This window comes from Bosea sp. AS-1, assembly GCF_002220095.1.
Lineage (GTDB): Bacteria > Pseudomonadota > Alphaproteobacteria > Rhizobiales > Beijerinckiaceae > Allobosea.
This window is the reverse complement of the sequence record NZ_CP022372.1, coordinates 17,808-44,773: the sequence shown is the minus strand read 5'-3', so window position 1 is coordinate 44,773 and position 26,966 is coordinate 17,808. Positions and strand designations below refer to the sequence as shown.

Sequence of the window (26,966 nt, the reverse complement as noted above, 5' to 3'; positions counted from 1 at the left end):
ACCCATACGGACCTGCCATGCCAAAGGACAAAACGCATGGCTCGAATGCGCCGAAAAATCGACCTTCCAAGTAAGACGTGCCCGGTTTGCCGCCGACAATTCAGCTGGCGCAGAAAATGGGCGCGCAACTGGGATCAGGTCACATATTGCTCGAAGCGCTGCCGAGACACAAAAGGAAAGCCGCTTCAGAGATGAGAAAACTGATTTTTATCCTGGGCGATCAGCTTAGCCCTAATATCAGCTCGCTCACAGGAATCGATCGCGATACCGACATCGTTTTGATGGTTGAGGTCGTTGAAGAGACGACCTACGTGCCACACCATAAGCAAAAGATTGCTTTCATTCTTTCAGCGATGCGGCACTTCGCGAATGAGCTTCGGAGCGCCGGCATCGAAGTCGACTACGTCGCGCTTGGGGACGCGGGCAATACCGGTTCCTTCTCGGCTGAGCTGGACCGCGCCATAGAGCGCCATAATCCAGATCGAATTGTGATTACCGAGCCCGGCGAGTGGCGGGTCCGACGCATTATGGATGACTGGGGCGGGAGGTTCGACCGACCTATCGAGATTCGTGCCGACGATCGCTTCCTATGCTCGATCGCGGACTTCCGGGCTTGGGCGGACGGCCGCAAGGGTTACCGTATGGAATATTTCTATCGGGAGATGCGTCGGCGAACCGGTCTACTCATGGATGGTGATTATCCCGCTGGCGGCACCTGGAACCTTGACACATCCAATCGGAAGCCGCTGCCGGCATCGATCCAACCTCCAAAGCGCATTTGCTTTGAGATTGATGAGATCACCGCTGAGGTCATATTGCTAACCAACCGGTGTTATCCAGATAATTTCGGTAATATTGATGCATTTAATTGGGCGGTTTCCAGAGAAGATGCGCTGGTTGCGCTAGCGCACTTTATAGAATTCTATTTGCCGTTGTTCGGAGACTATCAAGATGCGATGGCCACAGACGAGCCGTTTCTGTTTCACGCCGTCCTATCGCCGTATCTCAATGTCGGCCTCCTCGAACCATGGGAAGTTTGTATCGCTGCTGAAGCCGCGTTCCGAAGCGGTAGCGTGCCGCTCAACGCTGCAGAGGGGTTCATCCGTCAGATACTGGGCTGGCGTGAATATGTTCGAGGCATCTACTGGCTGGAGATGCCAGGATACAAGAGCAGGAATGCCCTATCCGCAACGAGACAGCTTCCCTGGTTTTACTGGTCGGGCGAAACAGATATGCATTGCCTGAAGTGTGCGATCGAGGATACCAAGCGCAGCGCATATGCCCATCATATTCAAAGACTGATGATCACTGGAAATTTCGCGCTTCTGGCAGGGGTAAATCCAGCCGAGATCGAGGAATGGTACCTCGCAGTCTATGCCGATGCATTTGAGTGGGTTGAGCTTCCAAACGTCCACGGAATGGTCATGTTCGCTGATGGCGGGCTACTGAGTTCCAAGCCCTATGCCGCCTCAGGCGCATACATCAATCGGATGTCGAATTATTGTCAAAGATGCGTCTATGATCCCAAAATTAAGACTGGTAGGGATGCCTGCCCTTTCAATTTTCTTTACTGGAACTTTCTGATCCAAAACCGCAGTGCACTTTCACGAAACCCGCGCATGAAAATGCCTTACCGGATTCTCGACCACATGGAGCCGGTTAAAATCGCTGCCGTGCGGCGAGACGCTCGTGATTTTCTAGAACAGATCAATGAAAATAGACCTCGAAAATTTCGCAGTGACCTGTTCGATTCTGCTTAAATAGGCGGTTGTTTGAATTCCATTTATAGATCGCGTTAATTATTTGGCGTATAATTTCGGTTATATTTGATAAAATTTTGTCTGAAGCTCCATAATTATTCCCAATTTTTTATCCAGGTATCAGCTTCTATTCGAAAGCATATCTGAAACTTGGGGTATATCCTTGTCGCCTCGGCCGCAAAGGTTGACGACCATGAGGTGGGAAGCGCTTTTCATCGCCGCAATTTCGCAAGCTCTGGCGATGGCATGCGCCGGCTCAAGAGCTGGAATTATGCCTTCCAGCCGCGAGATCAGCTGGAAAGCCTCCAGCGCCTCCTCGTCGGTGGCCGAGAGATAGGTCACGCGACCGACATCGTGCAGCCAGGAATGCTCCGGGCCGATGCCGGGATAGTCGAGCCCGGCTGAGATCGAATGGGCGTCCTTGATCTGTCCGTCATCGTCCATCAACAGGAAGGTGCGGTTACCATGCAGCACGCCGGGACGCCCGCCAGCTATGGATGCCGCGTGCAGGCCGCTCAGGATGCCGTGGCCGGCCGCCTCGACGCCGTAGATCTCGACGGATGCGTCGTCGAGGAAGGGGTGGAACAGCCCCATCGCGTTCGAGCCGCCGCCGATGCAGGCGATCAGCGAATCGGGAAGGCGTCCTTCGGCCTCCTGCATCTGCTCGCGGGTTTCCTTGCCGATGATCGACTGGAAGTCGCGCACCATCGCCGGATAGGGATGCGGGCCGGCGACCGTGCCGATGCAGTAGAAGGTTGTCGCGACATTGGTCACCCAGTCGCGCAGCGCCTCGTTCATCGCATCCTTCAGCGTCTTGGTGCCGGATTCGACCGGCACGACGGTGGCGCCGAGCATCTGCATACGGAAGACGTTGGGCGCCTGCCGGGCGACGTCGACCGCGCCCATATAGACGATGCATTCCAGGCCGAAGCGGGCACAGAGCGTCGCGGTCGCGACGCCGTGCTGCCCGGCGCCGGTCTCGGCGATGATGCGCGTCTTGCCCATGCGCCGCGCCAGCAGGATTTGGCCGAGCACGTTATTCACCTTGTGCGAGCCGGTATGGTTCAACTCGTCACGCTTCAAGTAAATTCTTGCCCCGCCGAGATGCTCCGTCAGGCGTTCGGCGAAGTAGAGCGGTGAAGGCCGGCCGACATAATGCTTCAGGCCGCTGGTCATCTCGGCGTGATAGGTCGGATCGGCCTTGGCCGCGTTGTAGGCCTCTTCCAATTCAAGGACGAGCGGCATCAGCGTCTCGGCGACGAAGCGCCCTCCAAAACGTCCGAATGAACCCTGATCGTCGGGCATTGATCGTAGCGAGGCGTTGATCCCGCCGAGAGGCCGATTGAGACCAACCCTATCGGTAGCCATGATGGGTTTTATCCTCTGATGCCACGTAGGTATTTTTACCCCTAAAGTACGTTCTGGGGGTCACTTTAGATCTCCTCGGAATCCAAGATTCGGACCATCGAGGACCTGGTCTCCTCGGCGCTTTCCGCCCGCTGCAGAACCGCGGTAAGGCCAATCGTACCTACGCCCAGGGATCGGTTGTTGCTGCGACCCGTCCTGCGAACGCCTGACGAGCCAGGTATGCCGCGATCTTCAGATTGATCGCCCCTCATCAGGGGTCGAGCGTTAGGCCGGATTTCGTATCGGCGCTCAAAAAGTGAACCGACTGCCTTCAGAGCTCGTATTGAATTGCAACTTACGCAGAAGGCCGTTCGCAATAGGATAATCGGAGAAAGTCGCCATCCAAATGCGCCATTCTTCGAAAGAACACTGCTTAAGAATGGATTTAATAGCCCGTCTCCAGAATTCTCCAGATGAGAGAATTGACTATGATAGTATACGATCACGAAATTATTTCCCTGGGCAGCCGAGGCAGCCTGAACGTTGATCGAGCGATCGCTGAGTTTCGCTCCGGCCGCCCGGTGCTATTGCGAGACAACAACCGGCTGGTGCTGACGCTCTCTGCTGAACTTGCCGACGAGGCGCTGGTGCGAGGGCTTAACGTGTTGGCTCGCGGTGCTGGCCACCTCGTGCTGAGCGCGGCGCGCCTGCGACGCCTTGGCGCCAAGGGGCGCGGCGAGAGCGGCGCTTTTGTCCTGCCCGCCATCGATCTGGATCGGATCGAAACGTTGGCCCTGAAGATCGATGCACGGGTAGATGCGCCAATCGCGCCGGCTTCTCCCCATGACGAGGCAGCGCTGGAGCTCGCCCGTCTATCGCTCGTCCTGCCCGCCGTCATTGTCGTGCCAGTCACCGAAGCAGACATCGCCAGCGAGCCGCTGGTCGAGGTCGCGCTCGCCGCGATCAACGGCTATCGCGCCGAACAGGCAGCTTCTCTCAGGATCGCCGGCCGTGCCCCGGTGCCGCTTGAAGGCGCGCCGGAGACTGAGTTCGTTGTCTTCCGAGGCGGCGAGGGCCTGCGTGACCAGGTCGCGATCGTCGTCGGCAGGCCGGACCTGGACTCGGCCGTGCCCGTACGGCTGCATTCGGCTTGTCTCACCGGCGACCTGTTCGGCTCACTCAAATGCGATTGCGGCGACCAATTGCGCGAGACGGTACGATGGATGGCCGAGAATCGCGGGGGCATCTTGCTCTATCTCGACCAGGAAGGCCGTGGAAACGGCATTTCCAACAAGATGCGCGCCTACAGGCTGCAGAGCAGAGGGTGGGATACCTACGATGCCGATGAAGTGCTGGGCTTCGATCTGGATCAGCGCCATTTCGACTTTGCGGCGACCATGCTCAAGCACCTTGGCGTCTCACGTATCGTGGCCCTGACCAACAACCCGCAGAAGATCGGGGCGATCGAGGCCGCGGGCATTGAAGTCGCGGCGAGCCAACGGGTTCTGGGACGCCCGAACGTCCACAATGTCCGCTATCTCGCTTCCAAGCGCGACCGTGCCGGTCATTTCATCGATATGAAAGCTCTAAGCGGGATCTTTCCTGCGTGATCATCTCGTTACAGGATCGGCGGCGATCAAACACTTCGATTTCGCCGCCGGTCCCGTGCCCGCGCTACTTTTGGCCTCGCGAACGATGACCGATCATCATCCACGTCCTCCTACAGCTGCGACAGATTCTGAGCTCGCGTCCTTTCCTAAGGGCGGTATAGCAGTCGTCTTCGGCGGGGGCGGCGGAATCGGAGGGGCATTGCTTGATGCGATCAGATCAGCAGAACGTTTCGAGCGTGTGATTGCATTCAGTCGCAGCAGTTCGCCATCGATAGACCTTCTCGACGAAGCCACTATCGATCGGGCCGCGGCGTTTGCCGCCGATCAGGGAGAACTTCGTCTCGTGATAGATGCGACCGGGTTTCTGCACGATGATCGTCAGCGACCGGAGAAGAGCTGGCGGGAAATCAATGCGGCCTACCTCGCGCGTTCCTTTGCACTCAATTCGATCGGACCAGCGCTCATCATGAAGCACATACTTCCGCGGCTACCGCGGTCTGAAAAAGCCGTCTTCGCGACGCTGTCCGCGAGAGTGGGAAGCATTGGGGATAACAGAATGGGCGGCTGGTACTCCTATCGAGCTTCGAAGGCCGCGCTCAATCAACTCGTTCGGACTTCTGCTATTGAATTGGCACGTCGATCTCCTGAAGCACTGTGCATTGCGTTGCATCCCGGTACCGTCGCCACGAAACTATCCGAACCATTCGTTGCCTATGGGCTGGAGGTTCACCCTCCCGCTGCGGCCGCGCGACATCTTCTCTCGGTGGTCGAGCAACTAGAAGCAGACGCCACGGGCGGCTTTTACGACTGGCGTGGCCAACCCGTAGCTTGGTGAAGCACAAATATCCAGGATGCTTTAATTACATCATCCGGGTTCGGCAGAAGCTGCAAAAATATCGATTTTGAGAATTGGCTGCGTAACAACTGCATTACGCGATATCGGATAATACCATGGGTGATCGACCTATCGCCATAGTTGACGGCAGGCGCATTTATGACAACGCTCCGACAACGGTTTTCATACTGGCATGTAATGCCGCAGGTCAGATCCTGCTTATTCGGCGCGCGACGGAACCTGGCTATGGATTGCTTGGACTGCCCGGAGGATATCAGATGCGAGGCGAAACCTGGCAAGAAGCTGGTTCGCGAGAATTATTTGAAGAAACGGGATGCGTTATTGATCCATCTCAATTAGAATTGATTTCCATAAAGACTGATATTTATCAAAATAATCTAATAATTGCCCGCTCCAAATCAGCTTTATATCCGACATTGTCGGACGATCTGGAATCTTTAGAAGTAATATTTACTTGTGATATCGGCTCGCGAAATCAATGGGCCCATCAAGATCTATTTGATGCAGCATACGTATTTACCTGCAAAATGAAGTGTCATTCTCCATCGAATTGCACAACAGAGACGCGCGATCGCTGAGACGTGGCTCGGTCTCAAGGTCAAGGCTGAAGTGAGGTGATCTCGCCTCGCATGTCGAGATCGGCCGCGGCTCTATTGTCCGGTGCCTCGTCACGCTGTCTCCAGAGAGTGCGCCGGCTGGACCAGCCGGCGCACCAGTGGATTGGGAAACCGTCGCGCCATAGTGACTGCGTAGAATGTCTCGGCGATGCCGGGCAGAGGGTCACCTTCGACCAGCACGCCGCCCACAATCTCGTCTTTCACCACGATCGGCGGGAGGACCGCCAACCCGACATCCTCGCGCGCGAGCAGGCGCATCATCGCCATGTCCTCGACTTCAGCGACGATCTGTGGCCGGACGCCCAGACTGTCCACGAGGGCGTCGAACCCTGTGCGCACGCTGTTGTCCAAGGTGGGCAGGATTACGGGATGTGCCCTCAGCCGATCAGCCAAACTCGCGCTGCCGCGCAAACGATCGGGGGTGCCCACCAGGCTGACCGCATGAGCGGCGAGACGATGCGCCACCAGGGGGGTGACTGCGTCGCTTGCGGGTGCCTGATTGATCAGCACCACGTCAAGGTTGAGTGCTTCGAGCGCGCGCAGCAGTTCGGCGACGCTGCCTGAGCGAAGGATCAGGTCGATATCGGTGCGCCCGAGGACGGGCCGCAAAAACTCCATCTGGAAGTTGCGCGACAGGGTCGCGAGCGAACCGACCCGCAGCGCCTGCCGCGCCGTGCCCGCCTCGCGCAGTGTGCCAAGAAGTTCTTCGCCGGTTGCGAAGATGGCGTCGGCGTGGTCGAGGACTATTCGTCCGGCCTCGGTCAGATGCAGCTGACGCCCCCGCCGTTCGAACATCGGATGGCCGAGGCGCTGCTCAAGTTTACGGATCTGCACTGACAGGGCCGACTGGGTGAGATTCAACCGCTCCGCTGTGCGCGTCAAGTTGCCGTCATGCGCGACCGCCCAGAAGTAGCGCAGGTGATTGTAATTCAGATTCCCCATATCGTTCGATAATAGCGAACGAGTCTGCATATACAATGAATTTTTCTACGACCCATGCCGTTGGTATCGGAAGGCATCCTGACCGCTATCGTTCATGGGGGATGCCTTGTCCTATTATCTGATCCCGCTTGCAGCACCTTTACCGCTGCTGTTCAGCGCCATCTTGGCTTTCGCCCGACCAGGAAAGCGGCCACCCTTCGTCCCCGCCGTCGCGGAAGCCTCCGCATTTGGTGCCTTGCTAATTGCTATCAGTGCTCTCGTCCTACTGATCCTATGCGGCCCTGGAGATAGCGGGCTGCTCGGATTTGCCGGCGCCGGCCTCTCGGTCCGGCTCGATGCGGTCAGCGCGACCATGCTCCTGCTGGTCGCCTTCGTCGGCTGGATCGTTGTGCGGTATGCTCGCACCTACCTCGACGGTGAGATACGGCAAGGGGCATTTACGGGCTTGCTCTGTGTTGCGCTCGCTGCCGTACTGCTGCTGGTCCAAGCCGGCAATCTGGTTCAGTTGGTGGCAGCCTGGATCACGACCAGCGTCGCCCTGCATCATCTCCTGCTCTTCTACCCCGACCGCGTGGCGGCCCAGCGTGCGGCGCGCAAGAAGGGGATATTCTCGACGATCGGTGCTCTTGCACTGCTTTTCGCGATCACCCTCATTTGGATGAGGTTCGGTACGAGTGATATCGCAACCATCAACCGCCTCGCTCGCACCGCCGACTCTTCCTGGCATATCCTCTTTGCGGCAGGTCTGCTCGCGCTCGCCGCCCTCCTGAAGTCAGCGCAGTTCCCGACGCATGGCTGGCTCACCGAAGTGATGGAGGCGCCGACGCCGGTTTCAGCGCTGCTGCATGCCGGGGTGATCAATGGCGGGGGCTTTCTGCTGATCCGCTTCGCCGACTTAATGCTATCGGCGCCGGGCGTGCTCGCAGTCCTGGCCATGCTGGGGGGCTTCACGGCGCTGTTCGGCGCGCTCGTCATGCTGACACAGCCGGCAGTCAAGACTTCGCTGGCCTGGTCTACCGTCGCCCAGATGGGCTTCATGATGCTGCAATGCGGACTCGCGTTGTTCCCGATAGCGCTGCTCCATATCGTCGCCCACTCCCTCTACAAGGCCCACGCGTTCCTGGCGTCAGGCGGCGCCGTCGAGCAGGTTGCCGCCATTTGTCGGCCAGGGTCGGTTGCGGTCCCCGATGGTTCAGCCGTCCGCCGCGCCTTCCTGATCGCGCTCGCGATCTATGGTGCCATCGGCGCGGGGTTCGGCTTCGCGTTCGGGTTCGAGCACAAGTCGCCGCAGGCGTTTGCGCTCGGCGCCATCCTCATCTTCGGCGTCGCATATCTGCTTGCGCAGGGCCTCGCCGACTCGGCGCCGCGTGAACTGACCCGCAAGACTTCACTCTACGCCTGTGCTGCTGCGGTCGGCTACTTCGCCCTTCAAACCGCATCCGAATGGTTGACAGATGGTGTGCTGCCGGCGCCGCCGGCCCCGGGGCGCCTCGAATGGACGCTGATGGTGCTCGCGGTGCTTAGCTTCGGGCTGGTAGCGGCGGCGCAGGCGCTATTCCCACTTTGGGCCTCGCATCCCGCCGCCGCTGGTCTGCGCGTCCATCTCTCCAACGGCCTTTATGTCAACGCAACGTTGGATCGGCTGCTCGGCGGCTGGTCCGTCCGCAAGGCGTCGTGAGCACGTGTAACAGGAACCAGACCGATGCTGATGACCCCGACTTATGCAACCGACCTTTCCGCAGAGGCGATACTTGCGGCAGCCGACCGCGCTGCGCGTGCTATTCCCCCGCTTTGGCCGCTCGCTTCGAGCGTTGCGGTCAATCCGTTCATTGGACAGACGGGCGAGCCGCTAACGGCGGCAGCGGCACGGCTGCGGCGTATGGCCGGCGTCGCGATCACCATGCCGCGGGCCTGGTATGCGGAGCAACTGCAAAATGGCACGATCAACGGCGCAGATCTTGAGGCGGCCTACGCAGCGGCCTCCGCCACGCTAAAGCCGAAGACTTTTGCCGAATTCATCGATGCGGCTCGCAAGCCAGCAAAGCCATCCCATGCAATTCCGACGATTGCGGAGCTCGCACGCGATGCCTCGCTGCTCGATTGGCCAAGCATCGTGAACGACCGCATCAGCCACTGGGCGGCGGGCTATTTCGATCAGGGCCAGGCGCTATGGGGCCTGCCGTCACGCCGGGCGTATGCGGCCTGGCGGGCTGTCGCCACTCACGATCTCACCCCGGAGATCGCCGGCCTTGCTGGCTTTGCCCAGACCGTGGCCGATATGCCCGAGACCGCCGAGGCCGCACTCGCCGAGAGCGTCGCCCGCCTTTGCCTACCCGAGGCTGCGCTGGAGAGCTATTTCCACCGGCTGCTGACGAGCCTCGGCGGCTGGGCGCAGGTCGCACGCTACCGGCTCTGGCAGGCGGAGCTTGCAGGCGCGACCGACCCGAGCGTCACTGACCTGCTCGCGATCCGGCTCGCCTGGGAGGCCGCGCTGCTGCGTCATGAGCCAACTATTCAGTCCCAATGGCAAGGCGTCGTTGCCGCCCATGTCAAGCCGGTCATCGCCACACTGGATGATGGCATCGATGCAATCCTGCAGGAGGCGGTCGAGCGCGGCGCTCAAAGGCGGCTCCAGGCGCTCTTCGCCAGCAATTCACCGATAGCGGAGGCGATCGACCGGCCCGTTTTGCAAATGGCCTTCTGCATCGACGTGCGCTCGGAGGTGTTCAGGCGAGCCCTGGAAAGCCTCGATCCAGGTATCCGGACGATCGGATTCGCAGGCTTCTTCGGGCTTGGTCTCGGTCATCGCCGCTTCGCCTCGGATCTGGTCGAGGCGCGTCTGCCGGTGCTGCTGACACCCGGTGTGTTCACCTGTTCGGGTGAGCCGACACCTGAGGTCGAAAGGACCGATCTGGCCGCCCGGATCGCGGCGCGCGCCAGTCGCGCCTGGGGTCGGTTCAAGCTGGCCGCGATCTCATCCTTCGCCTTCGTCGAGGCGACCGGTCCGGTTTATGTCGGCAAGCTTCTGCGCGACGGCCTCGGTCTGGTGCGTCAGCACGCCCCGAACGACCCCGCACCGCGCCCTACCGAGGTGCTCGACCTCGAGACGCGACTGTCCATGGCTGCGAGCGTGCTGAAAGCGATGTCGCTGACCGGCGGCTTCGCACGGCTCGTTCTACTCGCCGGGCATGGTGCCAATGTTGTGAATAACCCGCATGCAAGCGCGCTCCATTGTGGCGCTTGCGGCGGCTATTCGGGCGAAGTCAATGCGCGGCTGCTTGCCACCCTCCTCAACGATCGCGAGGTGCGCGCCGGCCTTGCTACACGCGGCATCGCCATTCCCCGAGACACGCTGTTCCTGGGCGCGCTGCACGATACCACGACCGATGCGGTCAAGCTCTACGATGCCGATCATCCTTCGGCATCTCATGCAGCGGATCTCGACCAGGTACGGCGGTGGCTGGCGTCCGCAGGCGCGCTTGCGCGTGGCGAGCGGGCGCTTCGCCTGCCGCGTGCTGACGACGCGGCGGACATCTCGCACCGAGCCCGGGACTGGGCCGAGCTGCGGCCCGAATGGGCGCTGGCCGGCTGTCAGGCCTTCATCGCCGCCCCCCGCGCCCGCAGCACAGGGCGCGATCTCGGGGGACGCGCCTTCCTGCACGACTACGACTGGCAGAGAGACGCGGGCTTCGGTGTGCTCGAACTGATCCTGACCGCGCCGGTCGTCGTCGCCAGCTGGATCAGCCTGCAGTATTACGGCTCGACGGTCGCACCGGACCTCTTCGGCGCGGGGAACAAGCTCCTACACAACGTCACCGGCGGCATCGGCGTCGTCGAGGGCAATGGCGGGCTGCTGCGCGCCGGCTTGCCCTGGCAGTCGATCCACGACGGCGAGCAACTGGTGCACGAGCCGCTGCGCTTGTCCGTCCTGATCGAAGCTCCGCGCGAGGCGATTGGCGCAATCGTAGAACGTCATCCAGAAGTCCGCGCACTGTTCGACAATCGCTGGCTCCACCTCTTCGCGCTCGACGACCAGGGCCGCATGGCTTGGCGCTACGCCGGCGATTTGTGCTGGGAGAGAGTCACGCCGAATATCGAAACGACCGACAAAAAGCTACAAGCGCTGGTGTAACGGACCTCCTTCCGCGTCTGGCCGCTACCAAAGCTCATTCCAGCTGCATCCTGCGCAACAGCATAGCTCAGCAGAGACAGGAGGGATATTTTGAGCGGCAACTCCCCTGGATTCTCAACTACTACTGAGCGGCGTTCCGGCCCCTATGCCGGAGGCCGAGCCGTGCTGGCCACCATGCATGGCAAGGAGTCTGCGATCGCGCCCGTCCTGCTTAAGCGCCTCGGACTCGCAGTGAGTACTGCGCCTGATCTGGATACCGATGCGCTCGGCACCTTCACCGGAGAAATACCCCGCGCTGGTGCCATGCGCGACGCCGCGGTTGCCAAGGCTAGGCTCGGCATGGCGGCGACAGGCCTGGCGATCGGGATTGCCAGCGAAGGAAGCTATGGACGCCATCCGCACGTTCCGTTGATTGCAGGCGGAATCGAAATCATGGTTCTGGTCGATGACACGCGCGGGATCGTGGTTTCGGAGGTGCTGGTCGAGGACACTCCTATCTATGACCATGCGTTCGCCGCTACGATGGATGAACTCGGTCCCTATTTTGACCGAACCGGTTTCCCTGACCAGGCCCTTATAGTCAAACCGTTCGACACCCGCATTGAAGCAGGGGCGATTTACAAAGGCCTGCGCTGCAAGGATGATCTGGCGCAAGCGATCACGCGATGCGCAGCCCATTCGTCGGAGGGGCGAGCACTCGTTCAGACCGATATGCGCGCGCATATGAATCCGACCAGGATGGCGACGCTCTCCCGGCTGGCAACTGCATTTGCCGAGCGCTTGGCAGCGTCATGCCCAGCCTGCGGTATGCCCGGCTATGGTCAGGTCGATGTCGAAACCGGCTTGCCCTGTGAAGTCTGCGGCGCGCCGAGCATCATGGTTCGGAACCAACTGTTCGGCTGCGTGGCGTGCTCCCATCACGAGATGCGACCGCGCCCGGACGGCATGACACACGCCGATCGACGCCTCTGCCCAGAATGCAACCCCTGATCCGCCAACTGAGGAAGGACCGTCCCGACTCCTGCGCGACGGTAACATCACGTTTGATTGCGACTTCGGAACGATCCTGTAACCTTGAAGGAGAGCGAGTTGGTCCAATGCTGATTGAAATCCCTCGCACGGCTTCCAATCCTCAAATCCCGCAGATCACGGCTGCGGAGTCTTCCGCAGCGGCTCGGGCGGTCATCGAGCTGTTCGCAAAATGGAACCTTGGCGATGCAAAGGCCCGAGAAATTCTCGGCGGTATCTCGCCAAGAACTCATGCCCGCTGGAAATCAGGACACCATCCCCGGATCACGAGGGATCTCGCGACGCGCCTATCCCTCCTGATGGGGATCCACAAGGCACTGCGCATTCTATTCAGCGACGCTCAACACGCCTACGACTGGGTGAGCAAACCGAACGAAAATTTCAACGGCCGCTCGCCTGCCGAGCTGATGGCGGAGGGTAGCATTTTCGCGCTCGCCAGGATGCGATCATATCTCGACGCAGAGCGCGGAGCGTGGTGAGGGGCGTGAGGGAACGTCGGTAACGGGTAACGCGGCCCTGCGGGTGTCGGATTTGACGCGTGAGGACCTGCGGCGGGTTCTGAAATCTTTCTTGGCGACGGGCGTGCCGGGATACGCCGCGCCGTTTCAGCACCAAGGATCGGGGACGATCAATGCCCTTGTGCTGGCGATGCTGGGCTTGATCGCCCAGCGGAGGAATGGGCGCGTGATCTTCGCCATGGAGGAGCCGGAGCAGTCGCTTCCGCCTCATGTCCAGAAAAGAGTCGTCGACAAGGTGCAAGAGCTTGCCGCACAGGCGCTGTTTACCTCTGATTGGCTGACAAAGCGTATGACGCCGACCGCATCCGCAAACTGATCCAAGAACGGGGTGCCACGCCCAACATCCCTCCGAAGAGCAACCGGCGCTGGAAGCCCCGCTTCAGTAAGCGGCTCTACCGCGAGCGCAATCTGATTGAGCGCTTCTTCTCCAAGCTGAAGCACTTTCGTCGCGTTGCCACGCACTATGACAAGCTCGCCGCCAACTTCCTGGCTATGGTCCAACTCGCCTCAATGCGTCTGTGGCCCCGCAGTTACGAGTCTACGACCTAGTCGGTGCACTCACATTCGCCGGCAACTGAGGCTCGCACGGACATTAGGGCGCGCAACATCCGAGCAATTATAGCGAGCATATAGCGCGTCAATATTCCGCTGGAAGTAAGATTTCCTGGCCATTGTGCCTGTCGGCGTCGCAGATTTCTGATTGGAATTCCGCGAAAGGAACTCTGGGGCTGGGGTGATAGTCCTCAGAGGTTGATCTGACGTCGTTTACGTCAGAGTGATTTCTTGATGCGCCTTCGGAGCCGTGGCCGAGGCCTGCAAGCCGGAACCTATCAGGTGGCGCCGGGAGCCAATTTGAGCATCCGGACGCAAAAGCCGAAAGATAGACGGCGATCAATATGTAGAGACCGCGACTGGGATGAGTCGACCAATGCAACGGCCGGATAGCCACCGTAAAAGCAATTGCGTAGGCGCGCATGAAGAACCCGCTTAGGTTAGTGGCGCGCTACTCTCAGGCAGGCATTGCGGTAGGATTACGGGTCGATGCGGGTACATGTTCCGCACATCGCACCAGCAAGAGGTCCAGCACGCACCCTCTCGTGCCCTTGGAAGGCGCGGTGGCAGCGTGTTGGCGGCTCACTTTCTCCTGTGCCGGACGGCGGGGCGATTTGGCGTGAGGCTCGGCTTTGTCCACGAAACCGGGGACCGTCCAGATAGCGTCGACCTGGTCGAGGCGCGGCAAGCGTGGGGATCGCCGGCCTTAACGAACGTCGAGAACGGTTGTTGATGACGTAGCCAGTGTTCAAAGGACTGATGTTGGCCTGCTGCCGGTTTCGTGGACAGTCGGTTAAGCTAATCCCACCTTCTTTTCGAACTCGACCGGGCTGATGTAGCCGATGGTCGAGTGTCTGCGAACGGCGTTATAGAACCGCTCGATGTAATCGAACACGTCGGCACGAGCATCGTCGCGTGTTCGGTAGACCCTGCCTCTGATCCGCTCGGTTTTGAGCGAGGAGAAGAAGCTCTCCATCGCGGCATTGTCCCAGACATTGCCCGAGCGGCTCATCGAGCAGGTGACGCCGTTGTCGGCCATGAGCTTCTGGAACTGCTCGCTGGCATACTGGCTGCCCTGGTCCGAATGGTGCAGCAGGGCATCCGGCTTTCCCCGGCGCCAGATCGCCATCATCAGCGCATCGGTCACGAGTTGAGCGGTCATCTCGGCCTTCATCGACCAGCCCACCACCCGGCGGGAGAAGAGGTCGATGACGGCCGCAACGTACAGCCAACCCTCCGCGGTCCATATGTAGGTGAAGTCCGCGATCCAGCGCTGGTTGGGCCGTTCGGCGTGGAACTCCCGGCCGAGCGTATTCGGGGCGATGGCCGATCGTTGGCCATCATCCTTGGGCAGGCTGCGCCGACGCGGCCTGGCGCGCAAAGCTTGTGCGCGCATCAGCCGTTCGATGCGATGCAGGCCGCAATCGATGCCTTCCGCCAGCACGTCCCGCCAGACGCGCCTGGCACCATAGGTGCGATCCGAACCAAGGAAGCTTGCCCGGACCCTGGCGCCAATCTCCGCGTCGTCGCGCGCACGCCGGCTCGGCGATCGGTTGAGCCAGGCATGAAAGCCCGAGCGCGACACATCCAGCGCTTCGCAAAGCCACGCCACCGGCCAGATCCCCCGGTGCTTCGCAATGAACGTGAACCTCATGTCACGTCCTTCGCGAAGTAGGCTGCGGCCTTTTTTAGAATATCGCGCTCCGCCTTGAGCTTGGCCACCTCCCGCCGCAGCCTCTCGATCTCAAGCTGCTCCGGCTTCATCTGACCGTGGCCGGGAAAGGCCTGCGCAGGATCGGCAGAAAAGAGCTTCACCCATTTGCGCAGCTGGTTCTCATGGACATCCAGGTCCCGAGACGCCTGCGCCACACTCACTCCGCGATCCTTGATCAGGCGGACCGCCTCGATCTTGAACTCACGCCCAAACTGTCTTCGCCGCATACGCCACCTCCGGTTTCATGAAACACCTAATCTCGGTGTCCACGAAACCGGCAGCAGGCCATGCCTCAGTTCTCAGTCCAGGAAGCGAAAATCCAACTGTCCCAACTGATCGCGAAAGCGCTGGCTGGAGAGGACGTGGTCATCACTCTCCGAAAAACGCCCGTGGTGCGTCTGGAGCCTATCGCGGCACAGGGCAAGCGACGCTTTGGCTCGCTCAAGGGGAAGATCGCCATCGCCGAGCGCTTCCAAGACCCGCTGCCGGAGAGTGAGCGCGGCAGTTGGGACCTCGCATCAAATTTGCCGCGATCGAACCAAGGATGACTACACCGAGCCTTTCACAGCGCCTTCTTGACGCGCTTCTGTTCGCGCATCAGCGCTCGTAGTTCGCGCACTCTCTGTTTGCTGGCGTCGGCGAGTTCAGCCTGGCTGCGTTCACCTTCCTGCGTGAGCGCAACCGAAGCCGACCCTCTCAAGTTCGGTTTCGTCTCTTCCGGCGATTTTGGCGACCGATCAGCCAATTCTAATTCCACCAATCAGCTTGCTTCGAGCCGGCACTACCGGGGTTATATGTCAGTCACAGCACGTCGCCGATCGTGCTGACAGTGAGATCTGCGCGTTATGTCGGCGCTACCGCGTCGATTGTTTGGTTGACGCTGCCGGTATTGCCGGCAGCACTACTCTCGCGAGCCCCATGCCACAAGTCGGCGCTCGGGCATCGAAGTGCCGGACGAGGCGATACCCAGACCAGCCAAAGCTTGTCGCGCATTCGCCCGCCCGCACGCTCGCCTCAAACGCAGCATCGAGTCGAAGTTCTACGTCATTTGAGTCTGACTACCCGGCCAGAGAGTCAGGCTTTAGGGTGCCCCTACATACAGTTTGACCGTCGATCAGATATCGACGGTCGCGTTGAGCGCGTTGGTCTGGATGAATTCGCGCCGGGGTTCGACGACATCGCCCATCAGCTTGACGAAGAGATCGTCCGCTTCGCCGTTCTGGTCGACCTTGACGCGCAGAAGCGAGCGCACGTCACGGTCGAGCGTCGTCTCCCAGAGCTGCTCCGGGTTCATCTCGCCCAGGCCTTTGTAGCGCTGCAGCGCGACACCCTTCTTGCCGATGGTCGAGACCGCGTCGAACAGGTCGCTCGGACCGTTGATAGCGAAGGAATCCCCCTTGCGGGCGAGTGTCCCCGGGCTGGCATAGGCCTCCTGCAGCGAGGCGGCTGCCGCATGCAGCTTGCGGGCTTCCGCGCTGGCGAGCAGCCCGGCGTCGATCGTCGCCGCCTGCTTCACGCCGCGGATCATCCGCGAGAAGACGAAACCGCCCTCGTTGACCTTGCCCTCCCAGCCGCGTTCCAGCTCGTCGGATATGGCGTCGAGCCGCTGCGCGATCTTCGCTGCGGCTGCGTTCGCCGCTTCCGTGTCGTCCTCGCTCAGCGGGTGCAGCGCACCGGCGATCGCCATCTGCTCGACGATGCGGCGATCGTAGCGCGAGTGCAGCTGCGCCAGCGCGTTGCGAACGTTGCGCGCTTCCTCGATCAGCGCCCTGAGATCGGCGCCGGCGCGCTCCACGCCCTCGGCGGTCTTGAAGGTCGCGCCCTCGATGGTGGAGTCGATCAGGTACTCCTCCAGCGCCCGCTCGTCCTTGAGATAGACATGGCTCTTGCCGCGGCTCGCCTTGTAGAGCGGCGGCTGCGCGATGAAGAGGTGGCCGGCATCGATCAGCTCCGGCATCTGCCGGAAGAAGAAGGTCAGCAGCAGGGTGCGGATATGGGCGCCGTCGACGTCGGCGTCGGTCATGATGATGATCTTGTGGTAGCGCAGCTTCTCCAGGTTGAAGCCGCCCTGCTCGGCATCGGCGCGGCCGATGCCGGCGCCCAGCGCCGTGATCAGCGTGCCGACCTGCTCGGATGAGAGCATCTTGTCGAAGCGCGCCCGCTCGACGTTGAGAATCTTGCCCCTGAGGGGCAGGACGGCCTGGTACTCGCGCGCGCGGCCCTGCTTGGCGGAGCCGCCGGCCGAGTCTCCCTCGACGATGAAGAGCTCGGACTTGGCCGGGTCTCTCTCTTGGCAATCAGCCAATTTGCCTGGGAGTGACGCGATATCGAGCGCGCCCTTGCGGCGGGTGAGGTCGCGCGCCTTGCGGGCGGCCTCGCGGGCGGCGGCAGCCTCGACGACCTTGCCGACGATGGTCTTGGCCTCGTTCGGATGTTCCTCCAGCCACTCCGAGAGCGCCTGGTTGACGATGTTCTCGACGACCGGCCGAACCTCCGAGGAGACCAGCTTGTCCTTGGTCTGCGAGGAGAATTTCGGGTCCGGCACCTTGACCGAGACAATCGCGGTCAACCCCTCGCGGCAGTCGTCGCCGGTGAGCGAGACCTTCTCCTTCTTGGAGATGCCGGAGGTCTCGGCATAGCCGGTGACCTGGCGCGTCAGCGCGGCGCGGAAGCCGGCGAGATGGGTGCCGCCGTCGCGCTGCGGGATGTTGTTGGTGAAGCAGAGCACGTTCTCGTGGTAGCTGTCGTTCCACCACAGCGCGACATCGACGGTGATGCCGTCCTTCTCCGCGGTCAGCGTGATCGGCTTGTCGACCACGGCGGTCTTGGCGCGGTCGAGATAACGCACGAAGGCTTCGACGCCACCCTCATACATCAGCTCCTCGCGCACGACCTCGGCATGGCGCGCATCGGTCAGGACGATACGGACGCCCGAGTTCAGGAAGGCGAGCTCGCGCAGGCGATGCTCCAGCGTCTTGTAGTCGAACTCCACCATGGTGAAGGTTTGCGGCGACGGCAGGAAGGTCACCTCCGTGCCGCGCTTGTCGCCCTGCGGACCGACGACGGCAAGCGGAGCCACCGCCTCGCCATGGCGGAACTCCATGAAATGCTCGTTGCCGCTGCGCCAGATGCGCAGCTTCAGCGAGGTGGAAAGCGCGTTCACGACCGAGACGCCGACGCCGTGCAGGCCGCCGGAGACCTTGTAGGAGTTCTGGTCGAACTTACCGCCGGCATGGAGCTGGGTCATGATGACCTCGGCCGCCGAGACGCCTTCCTCGCTGTGGATATCGGTCGGAATGCCACGGCCATTGTCGGTCACCGTGACCGAGCCCTCGGCATTCAGCGTCACCGTGACGAGGTCGGCATGGCCGGCAAGCGCCTCGTCGATGGCGTTGTCGACCACCTCGTAGACCATGTGATGCAGGCCGGAGCCGTCATCGGTATCGCCGATATACATGCCGGGCCGCTTGCGAACTGCATCCAAGCCCTTGAGAACCTTGATGGAATCGGCGCCGTAATCGTCGGGCTGGGCGCTGAACGCGGCATCGGTCATGAAAACGTCCTTGAACGGGCGAGCGAGCGCCCACGATGATCCTGATTCGTAACGACAATATAGGGTGAGACCATGGCTTTTTCACGCGCCTACGCGTGTGTGCGCGTGATGACGGCTTTCACCCCCGGAAGCCCGCGATCGCCTCGATGAAGGTCTCGCCATATTGGGCGAGCTTGCGCTCGCCGACGCCCTCGATGGCGCGCATCTCCTCAAGTCCGAGCGGCCGCTCGCGCGCCATGGCGATCAGGGTGCGGTCGGTGAAGATGATATAGGCCGCCACGCCCTCGGCGCGGGCAAGCTCCAGCCTGAGCTTGCGCAGATGCTCGAACAGCGCCGCCGTGCCCTCGTCGAGTCCGTCGGCACGCGCGGCGTCGCGCTCCGGGCGGCGCGCACGGCGCTCGGCGAAGGGATCGGCCCGGAGCGCGATGTTTTCGCGCCCGAACAGGATGTCCTCGCCTTTTGGCGTCATCCTGAAGCCGCCGAACTCGCTGCTCGCTTCGGCCAGTGCCCCGGCGGCGAAGAGTTTTCGCGCAAGGCCCATCCACGCCGCTTTCGGCTTGTCGGAGCCGACGCCGAAGGTCTTGAGCCCGTCATGGTTCTGGCGGCGGATTGCCTCGGTCGTCGTGCCTGTCAGGATATCGGCAAGGTGGCCGGCGCCGAAGCGCTCGCCCGAGCGGATCACGGCCGAGAGCAGCTTGCGTGCCTCCAGCGTCGCGTCATGGAGCGTGGGCGCCTCCGCGCCGCAGAGATCGCAGCGGAACGGCACCTGTCCATGCCGGCAGGGCGGCGTCTCCTCGCCGAAATAGGCGAGCAGCGCGCTACGCCGGCACAGCGCGTTCTCGCACAGGTCGATCATCGCGTTGAGGCGCTTGTGCTCGATGCGCTTGCGCTCGTCGTCGACCAGCTTCTCGTCGATCTGGCGGCGCCTGAGCGCCATGTCGTCGATGCCGTAGAGGGTCAGCGTGTCGGCCGGCAAACCATCGCGTCCGGCGCGGCCGATCTCCTGGTAATAACTCTCGACCGAGCCCGGCATGTCGGCATGGACGACGAAGCGCACATCCGGCTTGTTGATGCCCATGCCGAAGGCGATGGTAGCGCAGACCACGACCTCGTCCTCCTGCAGGAAGATGTCCTGGTTGCGGTTGCGCTCCGCCTGTTCGAGCCCGGCATGGTAGGGCAGGGCGTTCCAGCCTTTTTCACGAAGTCCGGCGGCAAGGCGCTCGGTCTTGCTGCGCGAGGAGCAGTAGACGATGCCGGAGCCGCCGCGATGCCGGCGCAGGAAGTCGTCGATCTGCCGGCGCGGCTGCTCCTTCGGCGCGAAGGCGAGCTTCAGGTTAGGCCGGTCGAAGGAATGCACCACCATCTGGGGCGGCTCGGGGAAGAGCTGCTGCGCGATGTCGGCCTGCGTCTGCCGGTCGGCGGTGGCGGTCAGTGCGGTGACGGGCACGCCGCCCAGCGCTTCGCGGGTCTTGGCGAGCAGGCGATATTCCGGGCGGAAATCATGGCCCCATTGCGAGACGCAATGCGCCTCGTCGATGGCGAGCCGGTTCACGCCGATCCGCTTCAGCCGCGAGACCAGGCTTTCGCCGGCCAGCCGCTCCGGCGAGACGAATAGCAGTCGCAGATCGCCGGAATTGAGCTTGTCCCAGGCTTGTGCCGCCTCCTCCTCGCTGTTCATCGAGTTGAGCGAGGCGGCCGGCACGCCGGCGCGGACGAGCTGGCCGACCTGATCGCGCATCAGCGCGATCAGTGGCGAGACGACCAGCGTCAGCCCGCCTGCCACCAGCGCCGGAAGCTGGTAGCACATCGACTTGCCGGAGCCGGTCGGCATCACCGCGAAGACGTCGCGCCCGTCGAGGGCGGCCGCGATCACCTCCCACTGGCCGGGGCGGAAATCGTCGTAGCCCCACACGGATTTCAGGATCGCGCGGGCTTCTGATTCGCGGGAGGGCGACATGGATGTGGGTGTGCCGCAGCCGGACCCGCTTGGCCAGCCTTCAACACGCGATAGTCGCCCCAAACCGGGGGAAGACGGCCCTCAGGCCGCCGCGTCGCCCTGCTTGGCGGGGTGCGCGGCCTGGAAGGCCGGGTGCTCTTCGGCCAGCTTTTCGACGCGCAGGATCCGTGGATAGGCTTCGAGCGGAACGCCGAAACGCCGCGCCGCATAGAGCTGCGGCACGAGATAGGCATCGGCGAGACCGGGCGTCGGCCCGAAGCAATAACCGTCCCCGCCGATCATCGTCTCGATCGCGGCGAAGCCCTGTCCGATCCAGGTCGCGATCCAGCCGCTGACCTCCTCCTCCGAGCGGCCGAGTGGTCCGCGCAGATAGTTCAGCGGCCCGACATTGTGCAATGGATGCACGTCGCAGCCGATGATCGCTGCAACCGCGCGGACTTTTGCCCGCGCCACCGGATCGACGGGCAGGAGCGGCGGATTCGGAAAGACCTCTTCCAGATACTCGATGATGGCCGGCGATTGCGTGAGCACCGTCCCGTCGTCGAGCACCAGCGTCGGCACGCGGCCCTGCGGGTTGAGCGCGCGATAGGCCTCGGTTTTCTGCTCGCCGCGGACGAGATGCACGAAGGCCTGCTCCGCCGCGATGCCCTTCAGGGCGAGCGCGATGCGCAGGCGATAGGAGGAGGTCGAGCGCCAGTAGCCGTAGAGCTTCATCGCTTTCTCCTCACCGGGCGGGCTGGATGATGGCCCGGCATTCGCCGAAGCCGATCGAGGCGAAGCCGTCGCGTCGGGCCTGCGCCCTCAGCACGATCTCGTCGCCATCCTCGAGGAAGCGACGTTCCTCGCCGGAGGGCAGCTGGATGGGGGTGCGGCCGCCTTGCGTGCTCTCCAGCAGGCTGCCGCGGCTGGCCTGGTCGGGGCCGGAGATGGTGCCGGAGCCGAGCAGGTCGCCCGGCATGAGGTTGCAGCCATTGCTGGTGTGATGCGCCAGCATCTGCGCGACGGTCCAGTACATGTGCCGGGCGTTCGAGCGGGCGAGACGATGGGCCGGCAGGTTGTCGCGCCGCATCGCCTCGGTCCGGATTAGGACGTCGAGCTCGAGATCGAAGGCGCCTGTGGCCTGATCCTCCGCATCGGCGAGATAGGGCAGAGGTGCGGGGTCGCCTTCCGGACGCGGGGGCTGCGCGATCCGGAACGGCGCCAGTGCCTCGGGCGTAATGATCCAGGGCGAGATGGTCGAGGCGAAATTCTTCGCCAGGAACGGCCCGAGCGGCTGGTATTCCCAGGCCTGGACGTCGCGCGCCGACCAGTCGTTCAGCAGGCAGAAGCCGGCGATGTGGTCGCCCGCCGCGGAGATCGGAACCGGCTCGCCCTGCTCATTGCCCGGCCCGACCCAGATCCCGAGTTCGAGCTCGTAGTCGAGCCGCCGCGACGGCCCGAAGACCGGTGCTGCGGCATCCGGGGCTTTGGTCTGGCCGTTGGGACGCCGGACCGGCGTGCCGGACGGCCGGATCGACGAGGCCCGGCCGTGATAGCCGATCGGCACGTATTTGTAGTTCGGCAGCAGCGGGTTGTCGGGTCGGAACAGCTTGCCGACCTCGGTCGCATGATGGATGCCGACATAGAAGTCGGTGTAGTCGCCGATGCGCGCCGGCAGATGCAGCGTGCAATCCGCGAGCTTGGACAGCAGCGGAGCGAGCTGGTCGCGCTCCGGCGCACCTTCGCGCAGAAGCTCCGACAGCCGGGCCCGCAATGCCTTGCGTGGACCGGCGCCGAGTGCCAGCAGCCCGTTGAGGCTGCCATCCGCGGCGGCCCTGACGGCGTCTGCGGCCGCGCCGGTGAGAAGCCCGGCTTCGAGCAGGCCGGCAAGGTCGAGCACCTGGTCGCCGATCGCCGTGCCGATCCGGGGCGTCCCGCCCGGAGGCGAGAACACGCCCAGCGGCAGGTTCTGGATCGGGAACACCGGATGGCCGTTGGCCTCGGGCACCCAGGAGCGCAGGCGCGGGGCATGGGTCTCGTCGAGGCCGTTGGCGAGGGCGGCTTGATCGGTCATCTCTGTCGTACTCACTTCAGCAGGTCCGCGCCGCGCGTTTCGCGGGCGCTCAGCATGGCCCAGACGGCGGGCAGCACCATCAGCGTCGCATAGACCCCGACAGCCAGCGGCGCGTGGAAGGAATCGAGAAGCCAGGTGCCGATGATCGGCGCCAGGGCACCGCCCAGCACGGCGGCGACGGAATAGGCGGTCGACATCGCCGTATAGCGGACGCGCGCCGGGAACAGCTCGGTGAAGAAGGCCGACATGCCGCCGACGATGATGCCGTGGAAGGTCAGGGTCAGCATGGTCGCGGTCTTGAGTTGTGCCGCCGATGCGCCTTCGCCCAGCGTGAACAGGTAGAAGCCGGCCGCGACGCCGCCGACGAGCCCGAGCAGGGTGACGGGGCGGCGCCCGATGCGATCGGCCGCCGCACCCGCCAGCAGGATCACCGCGACCTCGACCAGCGAGCCCCAGAACAGGGCGTCCAGCGCCGCCCCGCGCGGCGCCTTGAGATAGACGGTCGCGAGCACGATGAAGAAGGTGGAGAACAGGTAGAACAGGGCGCTCTCGCCGGCCTTGACTAGGAAGACGCGCAGCATGCTGGCGGAGTGGGTCGAAAGCGCTTCGCGCAGCGGCGCATGGGCCACCTCCTGCCGATTTTCCTTCAGCTCGACGAAGGCCGGCGATTCCTCGACGCGGCGGCGCACCCAGAAGCCGAACAGGATGAGGACGGCAGAGGCGAGGAACGGAATGCGCCAGCTCCATTCGACGAAGGCGCTTTGTCCGTAATGGCCGATGACCAGGCCGATCACGGCCGTGGCGAGGACGTTGCCGGCCGGGCCGCCGATCATCGGGAAGCCGGTCCACAGGCCGCGCTGCCGTGCCGGCAGGCTCTCGGCGACGATGACCAGCGCCCCGGTCGACTCGCCGCCGACGGCGAAGCCTTGCAGCAGGCGCAGGATCACGAGGAGCGTCGGCGCCAGTACGCCGGCCTGCGCATAGGTCGGCAGCAGGCCCATGGCGACGGTCGAGATGCCCATCAGCAGCAGGCTGGCGACGAGGCTGCGCTTGCGGCCGATGCGGTCGCCGAGCGCGCCGAAGAACCAGCCGCCGAGAGGGCGGGCGACGAAGCCGACGGCCTGCGCCCCCAGGGCCGCCAAGAGCCCCGCGAACGGGTCTGTCGCCGGGAAGAAGGCGGTGTTGAAGACCAGCGCGGCGCAGACCGCGAAAACCGCGAAATCATACCACTCGACGATGGTGCCGATGCTGCTCGCGATCAGCAGGCGGATACGGGCGGCCTGGCTGCTATGGGCAGGCGAGGTCGAAACGGATTGCACGCTCACGGGGATGTCCTCCTCACCTGGATGTCGGGCTGGCGCGCCCTGGCTTGGAAAAAAGCCGAGAGCCGCGAAGATCGCGGCTCGGGTTTTTTCGTTGTCCGGTTTTCTGTCGGAAGGATGAGGCCGCGGCGGGTGCCGCGGCCCAAGGGCTCACTTCGGCGCCGGTACCTTGGGGTCGAAGTATTTCTTCAGCGCCTTGCCGTAGCCGGCATAGCTCTTCTGGAAGGCCGGGTTTTCGGCCGCGAATTGCGAGACCTTCTGCGGAAAGCGCGTCTCGAACATGAAGGCGAGCGTGCCTTCGAGCTTGTGCGGCTTCAGCTCCGCGTTCGAGGCGCGTTCGAAGGCATCCATGTCGGGCCCGTGCGGCAGCATCATGTTGTGCAGTGAGGCGCCGCCCGGCTGGAAGCCGCCGCCGGTCTTGGCGTCGTAGACGCCGTAGACCAGCCCCATGAACTCGCTCATCACGTTCATGTGGTACCAGGGCGGCCGGAAGGTGTTCTCCGCCACCAGCCAGCGGTCGGAGAAGATGACGAAGTCGATATTGGCCGTGCCGGGCGTCTCGGAAGGCGAGGTCAGGACGGTGAAGATCGACGGATCCGCATGGTCGAAGAGGATCGGCCCGACCGGCGAATATTTGCGCAGATCGTATTTGTAGGGCGCGTAGTTGCCGTGCCAGGCGACGACGTCGAGCGGCGAATGGCCGAGATCGCAGGCCCAGAGCTTGCCGCCCCATTTCACGAACATCTTCGAGGGCGCGTCGCGATCCTCATAGGCCGCGACGGGGGTGAGGAAGTCGCGTGGATTGGCGAGGCAGTTGGCGCCGATCGGCCCGCGTTCCGGTAGGGAGAAGGAGCCGCCGTAGTTCTCGCAGAGATAGCCGCGAGCCGGACCGCCGCGCAGCTCCACCCGGATCTTCACGCCGCGCGGAATGACGGCGATCTCGCCGGGCTCGATGTCGATGATGCCGAACTCGGTCCAGACGCGCAGGCTCCCCTGCTGCGGCACGAACACCATCTCGCCGTCGGAATTGTAGAAATACTCGTCCTTCATCGAGCGCGTGATGAAGTAGAGATGCGCGCCCATGCCGGCCTGCGCGCCGGCATCGCCGCAGGTGGTCATGGTGCGCACGCCCTCGACGAAGCTGAGCGACTCGGCCGGGATCGGGATCGGGTCCCAGCGATAGGGCGCGATCGGCAGGTCGGGCGTCGCCACCGGGGCCGTCTGCCACAGGCCGATATCGACGGGCTGGAAATCGCCGAAATGCACGACGGTCGGGCGGATGCGGTAGAGCCAGGAGCGCTCGTTGGTGGTGCGCGGCGCGGTGAAGGGGGAGCCGGAGAGCTGCTCGGCATAGAGGCCGTAGGCGCATTTCTGCGGCGAGTTGCGCCCAAGCGGCAGGGCGCCGGGCAATGCCTCGGTCTCGAAGCCGTTGCCGAAACCGGACATGTAGCCGGTGGCGATGGCGCTCTCGAGCTTGCGATCGCTCGCCTGGACTGCAGGATTCTGGACGTTCATGATTCTTCTCCCGGAGAGAACCGCCGTCTTCGACGTGGTCTTGTTCCCGTGATGCGGATAGGTGACTTTCGGTGCCCTTCCGCCTCCACCGCCTCGGATCGTTCCTTCGGCATGGGAACCGCGATATCGTTGCAGCGGTAACCGTCGATTTTGTAACTAACAAGCGATGACGAAGCTCGCCCTCGAAGAGTTCCTGCCCTATCGCCTCAACCGGCTCTCGGCCGCGGTGTCGCAGGCCTTCCGTGCCGTCTATGGCCCGCATCACGACCTGACCGTGCCGGAATGGCGGGTGCTGGCGACGCTCGGCCAGTTCGAGACGATGAGCGCCAAGGAGATCGGCGCGCATTCGGCGATGCATAAGACCAAGGTCAGTCGCGCCGTCCGCGCCCTGGAGGAGCGCCGCTGGCTCACCCGGCACGAAAGTCCCGACGACCGGCGCGAGGAAATTCTACGCCTGACGCCGCTGGGGCGGAAGACCTATGCCGAGATCATCCCGCGGGCGCTGGCCTTCGAGGCCAGGATCCTGGAGACGCTCGGCCCCGACGCCGACCGGCTGCTCAAGGCGCTTCGCCATCTGGAGCTGACCTTCGACAAGCGCTGAGACGAGGGCGAAGCGGGACGACATGTCCCCTGCCATGGTGACAGCGGCCGAGGCGGATTGGCGGCATCCTGACCACCATCGAGGGTCATGGATCACTGAGCCGCATGCAGAAACGCTTCAGCTTTCCGGCTTCAGAGCCTCCTGCGGCGACAGCGGAGAGCGGCGTCTCCGGGCGCCGGCGCTCGGGCGATGTCTACGAGACGCTGCGCAGCGCGATCCTGTCCGGCGAGATCCGCCCGAACGAACCGCTGATCGAGGCCGATATCGCGGCCGCGCTCGCCGTCAGCCGTACGCCGGTGCGAGAGGCGCTGCAGCGGCTCGCCGTCGAGCAGCTGATCCTGCCGCGCAAGCGCGGCTGGGCGGTGCGCGAGATCACGGCGCTCGAAGCCGGGGAGAATTCCGAGGTCCGGGCGGCGTTGGAAGGTTATGCGGCAAGGCTCGCGGCGGAACGCGCCACCGATGCCGAGATCGCTGCCGCTGCCGCCGTGCATGCCCGCCGGCTTGCCATCGACCCGGCTGACGACAAGGCTCGCGTCGAGACCAACCGCGAATTCCACGGCATCATCGTCGCCGCCGCGCGCAACGGGAAGCTACGGGACGCGATCCTGCGCTCGGGCCGCTTCTACTTCAACGGCTCGGTGGCGCGCATGACCTCACCGGAGGAGTTCCGCCTCAGCAACGAGGATCACGCGGCCATCGTCGCAGCGCTGCAGGCGCGCAACGGGGATCGCGCCGAGCAGGCCATGCGCAGCCACATCATGCGCACCTTCCACATCTTCGAGAAGCTGTCCTACCCGTCGCCCGACGCCCCTTCGCTCGCGCCGCTGCATGTCACACCCGGGGAGACGCCGTGATCCGGCCCGTTCCCGGAGCTCGGGATGCCGCGCG

General features: G+C 63.1%; 23 protein-coding genes and 1 pseudogene. 14 read left to right on the top strand and 10 right to left on the bottom strand.

All coding sequences use genetic code 11. The features are described from left to right. Nucleotides 1-36 precede the first annotated feature (36 nt). Both CE453_RS01845 and CE453_RS01840 read left to right on the top strand, forming a co-directional pair. The gene (locus tag CE453_RS01845) at nucleotides 37-195 is read left to right on the top strand and encodes a DUF2256 domain-containing protein (RefSeq protein ID WP_089173046.1); all 159 of its coding nucleotides are present in this window, start codon (nucleotides 37-39) and stop codon (nucleotides 193-195) included. After that, nucleotides 192-1,760 carry a cryptochrome/photolyase family protein gene (locus CE453_RS01840; RefSeq protein WP_089173045.1) on the top strand — a complete coding sequence of 523 codons (1,569 nt, stop codon included), beginning with the start codon at nucleotides 192-194 and terminating at the stop codon, nucleotides 1,758-1,760. Before CE453_RS01845 ends, CE453_RS01840 begins: the two co-directional genes overlap by 4 nt. Nucleotides 1,761-1,880: 120 nt before the next feature. On the opposite strand, the gene trpB is transcribed toward CE453_RS01840, so the two are convergent. After that, complete coding sequence (trpB, locus tag CE453_RS01835; RefSeq protein WP_089173044.1) at nucleotides 1,881-3,128, bottom strand: tryptophan synthase subunit beta; 1,248 nt, start codon at nucleotides 3,126-3,128, stop codon at nucleotides 1,881-1,883. A 467-nt stretch (nucleotides 3,129-3,595) separates the two neighbouring features. On the opposite strand from trpB, the gene ribA reads away from it, so the two are divergent. From ribA to CE453_RS01820, 3 genes are all read left to right on the top strand, one after another. Continuing rightward, a complete protein-coding gene (ribA, locus tag CE453_RS01830; RefSeq protein WP_089173043.1) occupies nucleotides 3,596-4,717 on the top strand; it encodes a GTP cyclohydrolase II RibA in 1,122 nt (373 codons plus the stop codon). 199 nt (nucleotides 4,718-4,916) lie between these two features. Then, nucleotides 4,917-5,552: an SDR family NAD(P)-dependent oxidoreductase gene (locus CE453_RS01825; protein ID WP_349236633.1), complete on the top strand. Its 636-nt coding sequence runs from the start codon at nucleotides 4,917-4,919 to the stop codon at nucleotides 5,550-5,552. A 116-nt stretch (nucleotides 5,553-5,668) separates the two neighbouring features. After that, nucleotides 5,669-6,151: an NUDIX domain-containing protein gene (locus CE453_RS01820; RefSeq protein ID WP_089173041.1), complete on the top strand. Its 483-nt coding sequence runs from the start codon at nucleotides 5,669-5,671 to the stop codon at nucleotides 6,149-6,151. Between the two features lie 90 nt (nucleotides 6,152-6,241). On the opposite strand, the gene CE453_RS01815 is transcribed toward CE453_RS01820, so the two are convergent. Further along, entirely contained in the window at nucleotides 6,242-7,132 is an 891-nt protein-coding gene (locus CE453_RS01815) for a LysR family transcriptional regulator (RefSeq protein ID WP_198302345.1), read from the bottom strand. Between the two features lie 94 nt (nucleotides 7,133-7,226). Between CE453_RS01815 and CE453_RS01810 the strand changes: the two genes are divergently transcribed. From CE453_RS01810 to CE453_RS01785, 6 genes and pseudogenes are all read left to right on the top strand, one after another. Continuing rightward, nucleotides 7,227-8,810: a proton-conducting transporter transmembrane domain-containing protein gene (locus CE453_RS01810; RefSeq protein ID WP_472840969.1), complete on the top strand. Its 1,584-nt coding sequence runs from the start codon at nucleotides 7,227-7,229 to the stop codon at nucleotides 8,808-8,810. A 24-nt stretch (nucleotides 8,811-8,834) separates the two neighbouring features. Further along, nucleotides 8,835-11,264 carry a DUF2309 domain-containing protein gene (locus CE453_RS01805; protein WP_089173039.1) on the top strand — a complete coding sequence of 810 codons (2,430 nt, stop codon included), beginning with the start codon at nucleotides 8,835-8,837 and terminating at the stop codon, nucleotides 11,262-11,264. A gap of 162 nt (nucleotides 11,265-11,426) precedes the next feature. Then, nucleotides 11,427-12,254, top strand: coding sequence for a DUF6671 family protein (locus CE453_RS01800; RefSeq protein WP_248307907.1), 828 nt, complete (start codon nucleotides 11,427-11,429; stop codon nucleotides 12,252-12,254). Nucleotides 12,255-12,361: 107 nt separating this feature from the next. Beyond that, nucleotides 12,362-12,772: an antitoxin Xre/MbcA/ParS toxin-binding domain-containing protein gene (locus CE453_RS01795; RefSeq protein ID WP_089173037.1), complete on the top strand. Its 411-nt coding sequence runs from the start codon at nucleotides 12,362-12,364 to the stop codon at nucleotides 12,770-12,772. Between the two features lie 43 nt (nucleotides 12,773-12,815). Next, entirely contained in the window at nucleotides 12,816-13,127 is a 312-nt protein-coding gene (locus CE453_RS29600) for an AAA family ATPase (RefSeq protein WP_472840968.1), read from the top strand. After that, nucleotides 13,085-13,360, top strand: a pseudogene (locus CE453_RS01785) (transposase); the annotation flags it as partial. The gene CE453_RS29600 and the pseudogene CE453_RS01785, both read left to right, overlap by 43 nt. Before the next feature lie 796 nt (nucleotides 13,361-14,156). Here CE453_RS01785 and CE453_RS01780 read toward each other — a convergent pair. After that, nucleotides 14,157-15,304 (bottom strand): IS3 family transposase gene (locus CE453_RS01780; protein ID WP_089173036.1). Its coding sequence is split into 2 segments (ribosomal slippage): nucleotides 14,157-15,055 and nucleotides 15,055-15,304, totalling 1,149 coding nucleotides; the frame shifts between segments, so codons are not numbered across the junction. Nucleotides 15,305-15,364: 60 nt separating this feature from the next. Here CE453_RS01780 and CE453_RS01775 point away from each other — a divergent pair. Continuing rightward, nucleotides 15,365-15,625: a type II toxin-antitoxin system Phd/YefM family antitoxin gene (locus CE453_RS01775; RefSeq protein ID WP_089173035.1), complete on the top strand. Its 261-nt coding sequence runs from the start codon at nucleotides 15,365-15,367 to the stop codon at nucleotides 15,623-15,625. Between the two features lie 14 nt (nucleotides 15,626-15,639). Here the strand turns inward: CE453_RS01775 and CE453_RS28395 are convergent, their stop codons facing one another. The 7 genes from CE453_RS28395 to hmgA form a co-directional block, all read right to left on the bottom strand. Beyond that, nucleotides 15,640-15,822, bottom strand: a complete 183-nt coding sequence (locus tag CE453_RS28395; protein WP_157732871.1) for a hypothetical protein — start codon at nucleotides 15,820-15,822, stop codon at nucleotides 15,640-15,642. A 369-nt stretch (nucleotides 15,823-16,191) separates the two neighbouring features. After that, the gene (gene gyrB / locus CE453_RS01770; protein ID WP_089173034.1) at nucleotides 16,192-18,630 is read right to left on the bottom strand and encodes a DNA topoisomerase (ATP-hydrolyzing) subunit B; all 2,439 of its coding nucleotides are present in this window, start codon (nucleotides 18,628-18,630) and stop codon (nucleotides 16,192-16,194) included. 118 nt (nucleotides 18,631-18,748) lie between these two features. After that, complete coding sequence (gene recQ / locus CE453_RS01765) at nucleotides 18,749-20,587, bottom strand: DNA helicase RecQ (protein WP_089173033.1); 1,839 nt, start codon at nucleotides 20,585-20,587, stop codon at nucleotides 18,749-18,751. Between the two features lie 81 nt (nucleotides 20,588-20,668). Continuing rightward, nucleotides 20,669-21,301 carry a maleylacetoacetate isomerase gene (gene maiA, locus CE453_RS01760; protein ID WP_089173032.1) on the bottom strand — a complete coding sequence of 211 codons (633 nt, stop codon included), beginning with the start codon at nucleotides 21,299-21,301 and terminating at the stop codon, nucleotides 20,669-20,671. Between the two features lie 10 nt (nucleotides 21,302-21,311). After that, nucleotides 21,312-22,640 carry a fumarylacetoacetase gene (fahA, locus tag CE453_RS01755; RefSeq protein ID WP_089173031.1) on the bottom strand — a complete coding sequence of 443 codons (1,329 nt, stop codon included), beginning with the start codon at nucleotides 22,638-22,640 and terminating at the stop codon, nucleotides 21,312-21,314. An 11-nt stretch (nucleotides 22,641-22,651) separates the two neighbouring features. Beyond that, nucleotides 22,652-23,965, bottom strand: a complete 1,314-nt coding sequence (locus CE453_RS01750; protein ID WP_248307905.1) for an MFS transporter — start codon at nucleotides 23,963-23,965, stop codon at nucleotides 22,652-22,654. Between the two features lie 147 nt (nucleotides 23,966-24,112). Further along, nucleotides 24,113-25,477: a homogentisate 1,2-dioxygenase gene (gene hmgA, locus CE453_RS01745; RefSeq protein ID WP_089173030.1), complete on the bottom strand. Its 1,365-nt coding sequence runs from the start codon at nucleotides 25,475-25,477 to the stop codon at nucleotides 24,113-24,115. Between the two features lie 166 nt (nucleotides 25,478-25,643). Between hmgA and CE453_RS01740 the strand changes: the two genes are divergently transcribed. Both CE453_RS01740 and CE453_RS01735 read left to right on the top strand, forming a co-directional pair. Then, a complete protein-coding gene (locus tag CE453_RS01740; protein ID WP_089173029.1) occupies nucleotides 25,644-26,078 on the top strand; it encodes a MarR family winged helix-turn-helix transcriptional regulator in 435 nt (144 codons plus the stop codon). Nucleotides 26,079-26,182: 104 nt separating this feature from the next. Next, on the top strand, nucleotides 26,183-26,932 hold the full coding sequence (locus tag CE453_RS01735; protein WP_089173028.1) for a GntR family transcriptional regulator: 750 nt from the start codon (nucleotides 26,183-26,185) through the stop codon (nucleotides 26,930-26,932). Nucleotides 26,933-26,966 lie beyond the last annotated feature (34 nt).